We start from the raw sequence: 14,461 nt of genomic DNA on the forward strand, positions 1-14,461 counted from the left end.
TAAATTTGGCGTTTTCAGACTCAGGGACTTGAGATTTGGTTATCGTTATATTTTTACAAACTCTACACGTCTGTTTTGTCCTTTCCCGTCCGTGGTTTTGTTGTCTCCAACGGGCTCTCGTTCTCCTTTACCATCTGTTGTTAAACGCTCAGCAGGTATGTTATAAATGTTTACTAAAGCGTCTTTAACTGCAGCAGCTCTGTCTTTGGATAACTTTAAATTAGTGTCATCAGGACCATCTGCGTCTGTATGTCCAATAATATTTAATTTAATGCTTTCATCTTGCATTAAAACTTGGGAAATCTGACGCACTATACCCAAAGATCGCGGTTGAATTTTAGAAGAACCAGAATCAAATAGAATGCCATTAGTGGAAACTTTTCCGTCGTTCATAAGTTTTCGTCTTAAGTCTTCACCGCCTTCAGCTACTTTAAGATTAGATATGAATAGACGCTCTTTGCCTTCTTTTTTGAAACCATCCATATGAAATTTAAGCGCCTTTATTGTGGTGTTAGCACCTATTAATTTTGGTATGTCAATAATCTTTTTTTCGTTTACCCATAATCTAAAACGTTCCTTGTTGACGGCTATAGATATATGAGGTTTATTTAAAACTGCTTTTCTTATGTCTGCTTGTATGCTATTGTTTATCGTGCTTTCACGATTTATAAAATTATTAACATTGAAATCAAAAACAGAATATTGCCCAAAAGGCATTCTGATTCTAGCGAAATCATCTCCAGTTCTAAAAGTATTATTACTTTCTAAACGTATTTCTAAATCAGCATTACTGGATGTCTGCTTATTTATACCTAGCGCTACGAGATCAAATTCTATAGTGTAATTTTCAGGAAGATCTCTTGGTAAATTTGGAATAAAATAGGTGTTGTAACCTTGCTTAAACTCAAACCAGCGACCAGTTACTTTATTAAGCGTCACTACTTCTCCTGAACCATTTGTATTCCATTTAGCAGGGAAATCACCTATAAAATCATTCGCGAAATCATCATAAAATATCAACTTGTCGCCAGGCACAAAGTCGTACTTGCTGTAGACTTCTAACCCATCCGAAACATTTTCTATCTCCTCTTCAGGTTCATCGCTTTCACTTGAATCAATGTCATTGGCTTTATCATCTGATTTAGGAGTAGAATCTTCACTTTCACTGGACTCTGAATCTTTTTCCTGATCATCATCTTTTTTATCGCGTTCCCGTTGTCCCAGAAGTAGTTCTTTGGCTGTTTTAATACTGTATTTTAAAGCTTTTTTGGCTTTGTTTATCTGAAGTGTGGACTTTCCTTGTTTTAGCACGCCTACACCGTCCAAATCGTTTAGTATATCAGGGGCACTTTCACTTAAGGAAGACATTTCTTCTAGCGCTTCTTCTAGAACATCGATGTCTTCGTCTTCAAGAGGCGTTCCTGCAGCAGCATAGCCATCATACTTATAGACTTTATCATATAAATCGAAAGATTCTTGAACAAAACTATCAACGCTTGCAACACCAACTCGACTTTTTGGGCGTTTTAGTTTCTTGGTCTGCGCATCGAGATTGGGTGTGAGAAAAAGGGTAAGACAAAATGTAACTAGAAGTTTTTGTAAAACTGTAGGGTACTTCATTTTAAGTAATTGATTAATAGCTGTCTAAAAATAAGAATAACTATCGATACAAAAAAATGAAATGTGCAATTGGCAATGGCATTAGTGTATTTCGTAAACTACGATAGTTTTATTGTCAGCTTGCGTAATAAGTTCAAGACTATTATCCTTATCTAATTCTTGCAGTTCAGCAGCAGATGTGCCAAATACAGGAAAGTTTGGTATGGGCTTGGCTTGGCTATCAAAAAGGTATACTTTTTTTGACTGTAAATCTGTAGTAGTGACGTAGATTTTATTATTCAAGTAAAATATTCTTGGTGCAGTGTAGTCACCATAGTCTAAATCAACAGTTCTGGATTTTATTTGTAGTTTATTTTCGGTTAACGACACCAAAGTTTTACTTGTGGTCTCAAGATGATGTTTGTCAGAAAGATTTAGGTTTTTTGTGCTGACTTTTCCCTTGGTATCGACTTGGACCAATTGGCCAAGTGTATTGGTGCTTGTGAATTTATTTTGATAGAGAAACAATTCATTATCGGAAAAACGAATTTTGTCCTTTACATTGATTCTAGTGTTCCCTTGACGATTTAAAATTTTTAAATTATCTCCTGTAGTAAAAGCAATGTAGTCTTTACTGCCTATTCTAAGATGTTTGGGTTGAGTCGAAATTTTAGAGTCGTTACTTTTATAGCTAAAACCACTAATGGATTTCCCTCTGGCGTCGTACATTAAAAGACTAGTGCCTTGAGTAATCAACAACCTGTAATTCTTTTGCTTGTCATAATCGAAAACTGAAAGTGGTTGTGTAATCTGGTCATTAAATTTTAGAGGAAATGGAGCGACATCGTTACCATTTCTATCTAAAACATACAATCTATTAGGAGTAGCAAATGCAAGCTGCAGCCTTCCGTTTTTGTACATGTCTATCTGTTCTATCTTCCCAAGAATATTTCCTTGGAGTTGTTTTTGCCATAGAACACTACCTGAACTGGAGATAAGATGCAATACATTGTTAGCGTCTTGTAGAGCAATGTCGTGAGCATTGGTAATATGATTTTTAACCGTCTGAGGAGCGGAAATTAAATCGGCTTTAATAGATGTGGTAAAAGACTCAGTCACAGAATTTGAAGCTCTACGTCTTTTAAATTTTTGAATAATACCATTAACATGGGCATAATTATCTTCATAAACGAATTCTACGGCATTGGCGTTATAACCTTTAAGGTCTTTTTGCAAAATTTTTGACAATTCAGCGGAATTCTTGAAAATGAAAAAGGAAGCCTGTTCACTAAGATTTTCAATAATATTCTTATAGGCATCGGAATTTGCCAAAGTATTATTGCTTAGTATACTGGAAATAACTGACCTAAGTATTTCAGGAGAGTTTGAAAAAACTACAAATTCATTATAAGCGAAAAAATAACCTACACTTTCGAATTCTATAAATGGACGTAATTTGTTTTGAAAAAAATCAGGCCTACCGAATTCATAAATTTCGATCTCTCTATACGTTTCAACAGATGATTTGTCATCTATGGATTCTAAGATTAAATCCGTATCAAAACTATGGATGAAGATTGCATCGTCTGTAAGGGCAATTTCATTGGTAAAGTTGAGAAATGTCTGGGTGCTATCAAGTGCAACATTATTAAGGATGCTTAGATTTTTATTGAAAACTGAAAAATCATCATAAGTGATACTTTTTAAAGAACCTATATTATAAGGAGCGATTTTTGGAACATTGATTTTTTGTGCCACTGTATTTTTGAATACATCAATTTTATTGAGAATTGAGTCGTTAGAAGTAGTCAATCCATTGTATTGAACATTATCGTCAGAATATGTAAGGTCTAATACTGTGTAATTTCTTCTTGAATTTTCTTCAACTTCAGAAAACAGAAATTTAGAATAGCTTACAGAGTTTGTTTTAAAAATTAATGACGCTACAGATGTGGAATCCGTTGTTTCAATTAATTCTTTCAACTTTTGATTTCTTGTCTCTGAACTAAGTGTATTTAATAATTCAAGATTATTTGATGCTGCAAAGACATTATTTAAAACTTTATGATAGAAGATGGTCGAATCGATTTGTGTTTTACTAATTTTTGATTTATCGATATTTTCAGACATATGATTCTCAATGGAATCTAGAATAAACAAAGTTGAATCGTTTTCGGTAAGGATAAGATAGTCTTGGTTTAGAAAGGCAATAGCAATTTGCCTAGTAGTATTTAAGTTTTCTAATATTTTAGAAGTGGTTCTTAACTCCTTAATATATATATCAGATAAAATATCATGTTTTTCGATATTCTTAGTAAAGTCATTTAGTTCATTGACTAAGATGACTGAATTAACTTCTGTTGGCAAAAACTCATTAGGAGATTTAATCTTGTTGTAGTCCCTATGGCAAGACACTATTGCAGATAACAAAACCAAGAAAAAAAAGAGTCGCTTCATTAAAGTCACTTATATAGGTACAAATATAAAAAGTTATAAATCCAAACGGTATTGCTCTGGCAATAATCTGAAAGATTTTCTATGGTATTTGGTAATGCCATATTTTTTAATGGCAGCTCTATGTTCTTTTGTTGGGTATCCTTTATTCTTTTTCCAATTATACATGGGAAACTCTTTATGTATTTTTTCCATGTAAGCATCTCTATACGTTTTGGCCAAGATTGAAGCAGCAGCAATATTAAGATATTTGCTATCGCCTTTAATAATGGTTTTATGAGGAATAGATTCATAGGGTTTGAACTTATTGCCATCAACACTTATAAATTTAGGCTTAATTTTAAGTTTAGAGATAGAGTTTTGCATTGCTTTAATAGAAGCATTCAAAATATTGATGCTGTCTATCTCAGTTTCAAAAACATGTTCAACAGCAAATGCAATAGCTTCACTTTCTATAATGGGTCTTAAGGTATTTCTACTTTTTTTAGAAAGTTGTTTGGAATCATTTAATAAAGCATTACTAAATACAGTCGGTAAAATAACTGCCGCTGCTGTAACAGGACCAGCGAGACAACCTCTACCTGCTTCATCGGTTCCGCATTCAAATTCAAAAGCTGAAAACTGGGTTTTTAGATCCAAACTGTTAAAATTTAAACAAAGTTAAAATTTTAACGCAACCCTTTAGTGGTTTTTACATCTTTAAGACGAGTTATATGTTTTAAACATTGATAAAATGAATTGGAAGCCCTTATTGACAACTTGCTAATGGCATTAACATTTTTTTGGCAGAAACACTTGCTTATTTAATATTTAATTAAGATGTTTGCAACTAGACTAACTCAAATAATTGTTTTATGAAATTAAAGTTAACATGGTTATTAACGCTATTTATGGCGTTCGTGATGCAATTTTCTTTTGCACAAGAGAAAACTATCACAGGAACAATTACAGCCGCTTCGGATGGTTTGCCTTTACCAGGCGTAAATGTAGTTGTTAAGGGTACCGCAAGAGGTACGCAAACAGACTTTGATGGGAAATACTCCATCAATGCTAATCAAGGAGATGTTTTAGTGTTCTCTTATGTAGGTTTTGAAACTACGGAAAAAACAGTAGGAGCAGGAAATACTATTACCTTTGCCATTGCTGAAGATGCTGAGGCGCTAGATGAGGTTGTAGTAGTAGGTAGTGTCTTCGACGTTGGTAAGCAAAAAGCTAATGGGGTTTCGACAATGGGAGCTAATGAATTGAAAGCTGTTGTTGCAACAAGTTCCATTGATAGAGCTATGCAAGGTCAGATGTCTGGGGTAAACGTAGTTGCATCTTCAACTGCACCTGGTTCAGCTGCAAACGTTAACGTTAGAGGAGCATTCAGTCCATCAAGTAATAACGGTCTTCAGAATCCGCTTTATGTTGTGGATGGTACGTATATGAATGTAGCCGATCTTCCTGCGATTAATTCTAATAACATTGAATCCATGGAAGTTCTTACGGATGCATCCCAAACGGCGTTGTATGGTAGTAGAGGTTCTAACGGTGTTGTAATTATTACGACTAAAAAAGGTGTTAAAGGTTCTTCTAGGATAACATTGAATACGCGTTATGGTGTTTCTGATAGATTTCCTATTAGAGTAGATTTGATGAACTCACGTCAAAAACTTGAATACGAAAATGGTTTGTCTCAAGTTACAAATCCTGCAACAGGTAACTTACTTGGTTTAGGACGTTCTTACACCGATGCAGAAATTGATCAGTTATCTGAGATTGATACAGATTGGGGAGATGTTTTATATAAAACAGGGGTTACAGAATCTTACAACTTTGCGATAAGTTCAGGTAGCGAAAACTCATCTACGAGATTTAGTTTGGGTTATGATTCTGATGAGGGTATCGTTAATGGTTATGAAGGTTTCCAACGTATCTCTGCAGCTATTAGTAATACAACCAAAGTTAATAAGTGGTTAAATTATGGTTATACCGTTAACGGTGTATATACAACTCGTGATGATCCTAGAGATAGACAGAACGTACAATCACCATTTTGGTCTGAGATCAATAACAACCCATACGAGCAGCTTTTTCAAGTAGACGCTAACGGTGATCAGATCTTAGATGAGTTTGGAGATCCTATTTTTAATATTAGTGGTCGTTTAAATAGCTTCGGTTATCAAGTACTTGATGAAATTTTCGGTACAGATCAGGAGGTTCGTAACTTGAGAATATTTGGTAATGCATTTGCTGAAATAACAATTACGGACGGTTTATCAATCCGTTCTCAGTTTGGTGGTATCTACGATAGAAGACAAAGTGAAAACTTTTTAAAGCCTTCTGCACGTTTGAATACTTTCATTGGTACTAGTGGACTTAAGACTGATACTTCAACTGATGATTTTGACTACAACTGGAGAAATGAGCTGTCCTATGCTAAGGAATTTGGGAAGCATAGTGTAAGAGCAACATTTGCTTCTGAATTTCAAGATGAAAACAATTATTTCATCAACTTAAACAGTAGAACGTTTCCTAATGATTTCCAGGATACTCAAAATTTAGCAGGGTCTATTGATCAAGATTCTTTTACCCAACGTACAAGAATCTCTAGATTTGGTATATTAGGTGTGGCTAACTATAGCTACGATGGTAAATATTTCTTAGATGCGTATGTAAGACGCGATGGGTCTTCTCTAGCAGGTTTAGAAAATCAGTACGGAACATTCTACGGAGCTTCGTTAGCTTGGGATATAGGAAAAGAATCCTTTATGGATTCTGTAGACTGGATAAATAGTCTTCGTCTTTCTGGATCTTATGGTACGTCAGGTGATGACAGTGTACTTGCAGTATACTCTAATTTTACATCTGTTACAACTGGAGGTATTTATGGTGCAGGATCACCAGCGATTCCTAATGCGGCCATTGCCAATCCTAATGTAACTTGGGAAAACAATGAGAAGATAAATTTAGGATTGTCTTTTGAACTTCTTCAAGGATCTCGACTTAGAGGTAAAATCGATTGGTTCCAAGATACAAGAAAAGACTTCTTATTCCAAGATACACTTCCTTTCGAATCAGGTGCTTATAACACTACTAACAACGAAGGAGATAGTAGAGTAACTGGTGTAGAGATCGACTTGAATTATGATGTATTTAGAAATCCTGAAGGATTCAATTTAACCGTTTTTGGTAATACGACATTCCTTAAGTATGAAATTACAACCTTAGCGGTTGATGAGCAAATAACGAACTTCTCAGGAGGTCAAAGTATTTTGCGTGAAGGCTTAGAGCCATTTACATACTTTATGGTACGTTATGCTGGTGTTAATCCTGCAAATGGTGATGCCTTGTATTTAGATGCAGATGGAAATATAACAAATGTATTCAGTGCACAAAATGCTGTGGCCATTAAAGATAAGTCACCGTTACCAGAGATGTTTGGTGGATTTGGTTTAAGAGCTAGTTACAAAGGCTTTGATCTTAGTTCAAATTTCAACTTCTCTTATGGTAATTATGTGTTTAACCAACAATCATCATCTTTGCATGATCCATCAAACTGGCGTAATAACAAAGTGGTTGGTGCGGCTAATTACTGGCAACAGCCTGGTGATACAAATGTATTACAAAGACCTACAGTTAATGGTATTGAAACAGGAACTACTCAGTTCCTTCAAGATGCGTCTTATTTAGCTTGGAGAAACTTGACTCTTGGTTATACATTTGGAGATAACGTCTTTGAAAACACAGGTATAAGCTCTGTTAGAACTTATGTACAGTTACAAAACTTGGCTATATGGTCTGAGTTTGATGGTAACCCAGAGGTTGGTGTTGGTTCGTCTGAGAACGCTGCTACAGTTAGCAATTCGGTATATATTAATAACTACCCACAACTCCGATCATTAAACTTTGGTTTTGACATTAATTTTTAAATAAAAAACTATGAAATTCAAGAAAATTATAACCTTACTATTCGTTGCGGCTCTATTTAGTGCTTGTGGCGATGATGATATCTTTCAGGAAGATCCTGATAGTATCGTAATTGAAAATTTTTACCAGACGCAATCAGATTTTGAAAACGCCATACGTGGTGTGTACAGTAGAATGAAGACTACTGGATATTATGGTGGATCTGGTGCAGCTCAAGATTTAATTGTTGTTGGAGACTTATTGTCAGATAACCTTATAACCAATCCAAATGGGCGAGGAACTAATTTCCAAAGTCATAACTGGTTGTATAATGATAATACATTACCAACAAACATGTATCTTCAGTCGTACAGAGCTATTTCAAGAGCAAATCTAATTTTAGAGAATATAGATAACCTTATTGATAGTGATTTTAAGAATACGATTAGAGCAGAAGCACTTGCTTTAAGAGCTGCGTTGCATTTTGATGTAGCTAGATTCTTTTCTCAGATACCAACTCAATCGGCCGGCGCCAATGGTTCATTAGGTGTTGCTTATGAGACGGCATTCGATCCATTATCAGCCCCTGCACGTTTAAGTACAGTACAAGAGGTTTATGATCTTGTTAATGCGGATTTAGATTTAGCTTTATCCTTAATAGGTGATGGTAATAGCGACGTAACAATAAGATTTAATCAAAACACAATCAGAGGTTTAATATCTAGGGTAGCATTGCATCAGGGCGATTACGCTAGAGTGATTTCAACGGCAGCATCTGTTGCTACTTCAGTTAGTCCTGCTCCAGCAAGTGCTTTAGCGGCATTGTGGACATCGGCTTCTAGTGATGGTGTTTTATTTGAACTACCTTTTATTGTTTCAGATCCGTTATTAGATACCAATTACAGTCAAGGTTCAGGTCAAAGTTTAATACCTGAGTGGAGTGTTGATGCAGATTTTTATGCTACCTATGATCAAGCTACCGAACCTGAGCGTATTGCAGCTTATTTTATTGAATTAAATAACACAGGTTTAGGTGAAGAATGGATATTGGTCAATAAATATATTAATGGCGCTTTACAGCAGGGACTTAATAATGGTCGTTATTTAAGAGTAGAAGAGGTTATATTGAATGTTGCTGAAGCTTATTACATGAATAATAATGAGCCAATGGCATTACAGACGCTTAATACTTTAAGAAATGCTAGATATTCATCTTTCACAGGTGGCGAATCTGGTGATGCTTTATTTGATGCGATTATGTCAGAACGAAGAAAAGAATTAGCATTTGAGTCTAGTGATAGATGGTTTACTCTTAAGCGTTTACAGGGTGTTTCAGGTATTCCAGCAGCTTATACTCAAGGTGTTCAGAGAACAGGAAATGGTCATTTGTCTAATGGCGGTGGTGTTGTGCCTCCAGGTCAAACACTAAATGCAGGTGATTTTAAATGGCAATTACCTATGCAACAGACTTGGCTAATAGAGAATCCTAATCTAGAACAAAATCCAGGTTACTAAAAAAACTAAATATTATGAAAACAAGTAAATTATTTATATACTCTTTCTTACTATCATTATGTTTGGTAGTAAGCTGTGAGGACACAGAAGAAACGTTGAAAACGAACAATGATGAGTTATTATCGTTTCTTGGCTCAACGAGTTATGAATTATCCATACCTCAAGAAGATGCTAGCTTGGTTATACCAGCTACTGTTTCAACTCTTTCGTCACAAAGTAGAACATACAATGTTAGTGTTGTAAGTTCAACAGATGGTTCTGCTGGTGAATATGCTATTGGCTCAATAGTAGTTCCAGCAAATGAATATCAAGGTGAATTGTCTGTAGATTTTGATTTTTCTGAAATTGGAGGAGAAGATGGTGACATTCGTGAATTAGTTTTAGAGATTGAAGCTCCTGCTGGTGCAGAATCATACAATGATGTTGTATCAATATCTTATTTTAGAGAGATTGTTTGTAATGATCTGGAATTAACAATCATTTCGGATGTCTGGGCATCAGAAACTTATTTCACACTTGAACAAGCGGATGGTACGTCTATTGTAGAGAGATTTTTTCCTTACAGTGGTAACTCTACGCAACCACAAACCTATAATGTTTCATTCAACTTACCAGATGGTGATTATGTATATAAGATGGGTGATAGTTATGGAGACGGTATGGTAGGTACTGGTGGTGGAGTAACGTTAACTGGAAGTTATTCTCTTACATGCTCAATCATTACGCACGCGTCTGGAGAAGGTGTATTTTCACCTGCAACACCAGATCCGTTTACAGGAGCACCTAACGCGATAGTTGAGGTTACAAATTTCACTGTGAACCCATAATAGCTATTATATCATAAATTTAAAGACCGCCTTTGGCGGTCTTTTTTTTATTCACTAAATTGCAAAAAAAAGAATATGAAAAATTTTTATTGTGTTTTAATAATGAGTTTTGTTTTGTTTAGTTCTTTCGCACAAAGAGAAATGAACGATGAACAATTTAACAGTTTGACAAAAGCTCAACAAGATTTATACCTCAGAGTTAAGAAAGCAGATTCTCTTAAAACTTTAAGAGTCATGGATTTTTTGTCTAAAAACGGTCAGCAACAGAGAGTAGTTAGGGACAATGGTAAGGCTTTGGTTCTTACCAATGTTATAGATGGGAAACCTATTTATACTGCCACAGACAATATGGATGCTGCAATTGCCACAGGTACTAATCATTTGTGGTCAGGTGGTAGTCTTGGTCTAGATTTGGATGGTTCAGGTATTACAGTTCGTGTTTGGGACGGTGGACCAGTTCAAAATTCTCATGTAGAATTTCAGAACGAAACAAATACCTTATCAAGGGTAACCAATATAGAGCTTTTAAATACTGATGGTCAAGCACAGCAAGATCAACACGGTACTCATGTGACAGGTACTATATCAGCTAAAGGTGTAAACGCTTCAGCAAGGGGTATGGCTAGTGGCGTTACTGTCAAAACTTATAATTTTCTAAATGATTCACCCGAGATGGTTGTAGAAACAGCTGATATGACTAATCCTATGTTATTATCAAACCATTCTTATGGCGTGCCTATTAATCAAAATGGAGGTACGCAATTGGATCCTTGGAGAATGGGTGCTTACACGGCAGATGCAAGAGAAATTGACGACATAGCTAGAACTAATCCTAAGTATTTGGTAGTTATGTCTGCCGGAAATAGTGGCAGTGTCAATTATCCTGGTGGTCTTGCAGCTGGTTTTGACAAGCTCACAGGAGATAAGAATGCTAAAAATAATCTTGTAATTGCTAATGCATCTCCCTCAATTAACCCGTTTACTCAAGATGTAACTTTTGTAATAAATTCTGGGAGTAGTCAAGGACCTACGGATGATATACGTATTAAGCCTGATTTAGCAGGTGATGGTACAGGTTTGTTGTCAACCTCCCCCGGAGATGGATATGCCACATTGACTGGTACTTCAATGTCTGCGCCTAATGTTACAGGATCACTTGCCCTATTACAGCAGCATTATAATCAACTTCATGGTGTATACATGAATTCGGCTACGTTGAAAGGATTAGTTTGCCACACAGCAAATGATGACTCAAATAATAGCGGACCAGATCCGTTCTTCGGTTGGGGCTTATTGAACGCTGAACGTTCTGCAGAAGTTATAACGGAAGATAATAACGGATCGGCAATATTAGAAGAATTAACATTAGATAATGGAAATACATACACTTATGAGTTTGGTGCTCAAGCTGGTGATAAACTAAGTGCGACAATTTGTTGGACAGATGTCCCAGGTGTTGCTGCCACTAATGGTATATTAAACGATCAGGCTGCGAGAATAGTTAACGATTTAGATATTAGGATAACTAAAGATGGTACCACTTATTTTCCTTGGAAATTAGATTACACAGGTACGGGTTTTACGAACTCTAAAGGAGATAATTTGGTTGATAATGTTGAGCGTGTGGATATTGAGGTGCCAGAAGCAGGAAATTATACCCTTGAAGTTTCTCATAAGGGTACTTTGCAAGGTGCAGGACCTTTTGATCCTCAAAGTCAAGATTTTTCATTAATTATTACGGGTAATAGTCTTACTCTTGGTTTAAGTGAAAATGACTTGGCTAGAAGCCTTGCAGTCTATCCTAATCCATCCAACGGAGAGTTTACAATTAGTTTTGAGGCTAGTTCAGTGAATGTCGACGACAATGTGAAAATTGATATATACGATATGAGAGGTAGATTAATATTTGCAGATAATTTTAGAAATGTGTCTTCCATCTTCAAAGAAACCATTTCTCTAAACGAGGCAAAGTCCGGTATTTACTTGATTAATATTAAAGCAGGTGGCAGATTAACGTCTCATAAGTTAATTATTGACTAAAAAACTACTTCATCAAAATATAGTTAAAGGCCAACGAGAAATTGTTGGTCTTTTTATGTTAAGGAATTTGTAATAATTTTCGATAAAACAATAATTTATAGCTTACTTTGTTTTTAGTATATGCCAACCCAAGTGCAAATAAAAAATCTATTAATAATTGCTTCCCTAGTTTTATTCTCAAAGCTCAACGGGCAAGTAAGACTGGATAAAGTGAAAGCTCCAGATATTGAAACTTCTAATCTTAAAGATTCTTCTGCTAGTAAGCAATCAACAGGTTTTAAGAAGCTTGCTACCATTGATTTGTATTTACTATTCAATGCAGAAATTGATACTATTCATGTAGACACAACGTTGTCAATCAAAAAGGATTATAAATTTAATTATCTGCAAAAAGATAATTTTGGTTTAATGCCTTTCGCAAATATAGGTCAGACCTATAATGCATTAAGTTTTAACCCTGCAGATAATGAAGTCACGCCTTTATTTGGATCAAGAGCAAGACATTTCAATTATTTAGAACAAGAAGATATTAAATACTATGAAGTGCCAACACCTTGGACGCGATTAACTTATAAAACGGCATTCGAACAAGGTCAAATGCTTGATGCATTTTTTTCTGTAAACCTTTCAAAACAAATTAATTTCTCAATAGAATATAAAGGGCTAAGATCACTTGGTAACTACCAAAATGCTTTAACCAGTAGTGGTAATTTTCGATTTACATCAAACTATAAGTCAAAAAACAAGCGATATAAGGCGAATGGTCATATTGTCATGCAAGATTTACTCAACCAAGAAAATGGCGGTTTATTGGATGATGAAGTGGAAAGTTTTACTTCTGGAGATGAAGACTTTATCGACCGATCTGTTTTTGATATGAACTTTGATAATGCTGAGAGTATTCTAGTCGGGAAGCGATTTTTTCTTAATCAGTCCTATGATATCATTAAGAAAAATGATTCAATAAATAAAAACAGCCTAGCTATAGTCAATATGATATCATTTGAGGATAAGTATTATCAGTACAAACAGACATCTCCTGCAAATGATTATTTTGGTGGCTCTTTCACCAGTAGTATAAACGACAAGGTAACTCTAGAAAATTTCAGGACTAGTCTTAATATAGAATATTATAATAATATTATTGGCGATGTGAGTTTTGGAATAAGCTATACTGATGTTAACTATGGTTACAATGGTGTTGTTTTGTTTCCAGATGAATCTATACCTAATAGAGTCAAATCAAATTTCTTAGGACTAAATGCTTCATATAGTAAGACAATAAACTCTGTCAGTTTGCGCAGCGACGCAAGTCTAAATCTTTCTGATGAATTCGTAGGCAGTTACATCGATTCGGAACTCAGTATGAAATTAAATGAAGATATATTGTTAAAAGGCGGCATATATATAAACTCAAAATTACCCAACTTTAATTATTTACTTTACCAAAGTGATTACATAAACTATAACTGGTATAATTTTGAAGATTTCAGAAATATTAACACTCAACAATTAAAATTCAGTATAAATTCTGACAAATATCTTAATGCCAATTTAGATATATCAAATATTGAAAACTATACGTACTTTAATTTAAATTCAGTAATTGATACAAATAAAGTAATAAGACCTGAACAGTATAATGAATCACTACAATATCTTAGGCTGAAGTTACAAAAAGAGTTTCGTTTTGGAAATTTTGCACTGGACAACACAATAATGTATCAAAGTGTGGTTAGTGATGAAGACGTTCTTAATGTCCCAGATTTAATTACTAGGAATACTTTATACTACTCCAATCAGATTTTTAAAAAGGCAATGACTTTACAGACAGGCGTGACCTTAAATTATTTTACGAAATATAAAATGAATGGTTACGACCCCTTACTGGCAGAATTCTATACACAGAATGAAACAAGATTGGGAGGTTTTCCAAGACTTGACTTTTTTATAAACGCCAAAGTTAGACAGACTAGAATATTCCTAAAGGCGGAGCATTTCAATTCAGCATTCACTGGTTTTGATTATTTCTCCGCACCAAATCATCCTTACAGGGATTTTACAATTCGCTTTGGTCTGGTTTGGGATTTCTTTTTATAATATTCACAGTATACACAACTATAGATTTTCTGATG

Annotated in this window: 8 protein-coding genes; 5 read left to right on the top strand and 3 right to left on the bottom strand. The window is 34.9% G+C overall.

Features of this window, described 5'->3' with window-relative positions:
* Nucleotides 1–45: 45 nt before the first annotated feature.
* The 3 genes from H7F21_RS15440 to H7F21_RS15450 all read right to left on the bottom strand — a co-directional run bounded on the left by H7F21_RS15440 (nucleotide 46) and on the right by H7F21_RS15450 (nucleotide 4,692).
* A complete protein-coding gene (locus H7F21_RS15440) occupies nucleotides 46–1,620 on the bottom strand; it encodes an OmpA family protein (protein WP_185790203.1) in 1,575 nt (524 codons plus the stop codon).
* Nucleotides 1,621–1,701: 81 nt separating this feature from the next.
* A complete protein-coding gene (locus tag H7F21_RS15445) occupies nucleotides 1,702–4,056 on the bottom strand; it encodes a DUF3352 domain-containing protein (protein ID WP_185790204.1) in 2,355 nt (784 codons plus the stop codon).
* 33 nt (nucleotides 4,057–4,089) lie between these two features.
* A complete protein-coding gene (locus H7F21_RS15450) occupies nucleotides 4,090–4,692 on the bottom strand; it encodes a ribonuclease HII (RefSeq protein WP_185790205.1) in 603 nt (200 codons plus the stop codon).
* Between the two features lie 215 nt (nucleotides 4,693–4,907).
* Here H7F21_RS15450 and H7F21_RS15455 point away from each other — a divergent pair, with 215 nt between their 5' ends.
* The 5 genes from H7F21_RS15455 (at nucleotide 4,908) to H7F21_RS15475 (ending at nucleotide 14,426) form a co-directional block, all read left to right on the top strand.
* The gene (locus tag H7F21_RS15455) at nucleotides 4,908–7,967 is read left to right on the top strand and encodes a SusC/RagA family TonB-linked outer membrane protein (RefSeq protein WP_185790206.1); all 3,060 of its coding nucleotides are present in this window, start codon (nucleotides 4,908–4,910) and stop codon (nucleotides 7,965–7,967) included.
* Between the two features lie 10 nt (nucleotides 7,968–7,977).
* Nucleotides 7,978–9,459 carry a RagB/SusD family nutrient uptake outer membrane protein gene (locus H7F21_RS15460; protein WP_185790207.1) on the top strand — a complete coding sequence of 494 codons (1,482 nt, stop codon included), beginning with the start codon at nucleotides 7,978–7,980 and terminating at the stop codon, nucleotides 9,457–9,459.
* 14 nt (nucleotides 9,460–9,473) lie between these two features.
* The gene (locus tag H7F21_RS15465; protein WP_185790208.1) at nucleotides 9,474–10,286 is read left to right on the top strand and encodes a hypothetical protein; all 813 of its coding nucleotides are present in this window, start codon (nucleotides 9,474–9,476) and stop codon (nucleotides 10,284–10,286) included.
* Nucleotides 10,287–10,361: 75 nt separating this feature from the next.
* Nucleotides 10,362–12,326, top strand: a complete 1,965-nt coding sequence (locus tag H7F21_RS15470) for a S8 family serine peptidase (protein WP_185790209.1) — start codon at nucleotides 10,362–10,364, stop codon at nucleotides 12,324–12,326.
* 210 nt (nucleotides 12,327–12,536) lie between these two features.
* Nucleotides 12,537–14,426 carry a putative porin gene (locus H7F21_RS15475; protein ID WP_343067660.1) on the top strand — a complete coding sequence of 630 codons (1,890 nt, stop codon included), beginning with the start codon at nucleotides 12,537–12,539 and terminating at the stop codon, nucleotides 14,424–14,426.
* Nucleotides 14,427–14,461 lie beyond the last annotated feature (35 nt).

This window comes from Winogradskyella flava, from assembly GCF_014243395.1.
GTDB classification, from domain to species: Bacteria; Bacteroidota; Bacteroidia; order Flavobacteriales; family Flavobacteriaceae; genus Winogradskyella; species Winogradskyella flava.

Excerpts from the sequence above, each read along its gene's own strand:
- H7F21_RS15440 (WP_185790203.1), bottom strand. The coding sequence starts at position 1,620 with ATGAAGTACCCTACAGTTTTACAAAAACTTCTAGTTACATTTTGTCTT.
- H7F21_RS15445 (WP_185790204.1), bottom strand. The coding sequence starts at position 4,056 with ATGAAGCGACTCTTTTTTTTCTTGGTTTTGTTATCTGCAATAGTGTCT.
- H7F21_RS15455 (WP_185790206.1), top strand. The coding sequence starts at position 4,908 with ATGAAATTAAAGTTAACATGGTTATTAACGCTATTTATGGCGTTCGTG.
- H7F21_RS15460 (WP_185790207.1), top strand. The coding sequence starts at position 7,978 with ATGAAATTCAAGAAAATTATAACCTTACTATTCGTTGCGGCTCTATTT.
- H7F21_RS15465 (WP_185790208.1), top strand. The coding sequence starts at position 9,474 with ATGAAAACAAGTAAATTATTTATATACTCTTTCTTACTATCATTATGT.
- H7F21_RS15470 (WP_185790209.1), top strand. The coding sequence starts at position 10,362 with ATGAAAAATTTTTATTGTGTTTTAATAATGAGTTTTGTTTTGTTTAGT.